This window comes from Acinetobacter sp. YH16042 (assembly GCF_013417245.1).
GTDB classification, from domain to species: domain Bacteria; phylum Pseudomonadota; class Gammaproteobacteria; order Pseudomonadales; family Moraxellaceae; genus Acinetobacter; species Acinetobacter amyesii.
The window spans coordinates 1-1,486 of record NZ_VPEJ01000113.1; the positions used below are offsets into that span (position 1 = coordinate 1).

Genomic DNA, 1,486 nt, shown 5'->3' on the forward strand with positions numbered 1-1,486 from the left:
CAAATCTTCGTAAAAGTTGTTGGGTACTTTCAATTGCAAGATTTTCGAGAGTGCTCTCTCGATGTCTGATTGTTGTGTGCTGATTGTTGTTTGAATCGGTTCTAAATTTGCTGTTACTAAGTTGCTGACAATGATTTTTAAATCCAGTTGACTCAATGATTTGGTTAATTGCTGACTCAATTGGATTTTCAAGTTTTCTTGAAATGCTTGCTGTAACTGCTCGGAAAAACTCCCCTGTTCGATTTTGGCTATTTCGGATTGTTGTGCTGAAATCAAGGTTTGCTGTTGTTTGAGTTGAGTTTTTAAGCTCTGCTCTACTTCGCTGTATTCGCTCAAGATTGTTTTTAATGAATTGATTTGTTGAATCAATAAGCTGTTTTGTTCTGATAACAAGTTGTTTTGCTCTGTTAAGAAGTGGTCGATTTCTGTCTGCATTGCTTACCTCCGTTGGATTTCCAACATTTTGATTTGATTTCTGATTTGCTGACTGTTCTGCTGAATTATTTGTTCTTGTGCTTCGATGGTCTTTAGATTCATGCTGGCTTGATAGCTCAGATAAAAACTCATTAAAAGACTCAGTATTCCAAAGCTGATTACCCCCCAAAGAATGTATTTCGATCTCTGATTGCTTAGCTTTTCTGAAATCAGTGTTTGTATTTCGCTCTCGATCTGTACGCTTTGGTTCGCTATCGCTTGCTGTACTTGGGTTTGTATGCTCTTTTGTAGACTCTGCTTGTCGATTGAAAGGCTCTGCAACTGGCTGTTGATGTGGTTCTGTAGAGCCTGAATTGAGGTTGAAAACGAATCTATGCTCGATTTCACTTTTGATATTTCCGTAATATCTATATTCGCTAGTTTTTTTTGAAGTGCCTCTATTTGCTCCGTATAGCTCGCTGTTAGCGTTTTTATTGCTTGGGGTGATAGAAACCCTAGCTCGGTCAAAATCGAGCTTAGGTGCGATTCTATGGTTGTTGTCGTCTGCTGTACTTTGCGTAAAAGCGTGGTGTTGTTGATTATAGGCTTCTCGCTTTGCTCTATAAGTTGCTCGAAGTTGCTCAGCGTCTGTGAGAGCTGCTGCAAGCTCACTTGCAGTTGGTCGGCTTTCTGCTGCTGCTCTGAGATGCTCTGAATAAGCGTTAATTTCGAATTGTTCATGATAAAAGTCGCCTCTAAGTCGATGTCTTTTGCCACTTTTCAAAGTGGCAGTTAAGTATTCTTTACTTTGTTTGACCGATGCGATTCCTTCCAGTTGCTCAATACACTGGACAATATCTGCTCTGTTTTTTACTGTCAGAGTCCTTAAAAATGTTTGTACGTAGTTATCAACGAGCTTGCCAAACTGCTTTTTTGTAAGCGCCTCAAGATCTTGACCTGTAAAAATATTTTTAGCTTGAGCGTTGAGTTTTGCGACATAGTTTGGCTCTTGTGTCGTTTTCATCAAAAGCAGATCATCGGGGCGTGACCACTGGTACTTTGTGTTGAAGTA

The 1,486-nt window shown here is 39.6% G+C and carries 1 pseudogene; it reads right to left on the minus strand.

Annotation, left to right across the window (positions count from 1 at the left end):
- A pseudogene (locus tag FTV37_RS17385) lies at nucleotides 1–1,438 on the minus strand (mobilization protein); the annotation flags it as partial.
- Between the last annotated feature and the right edge of the window lie 48 nt (nucleotides 1,439–1,486).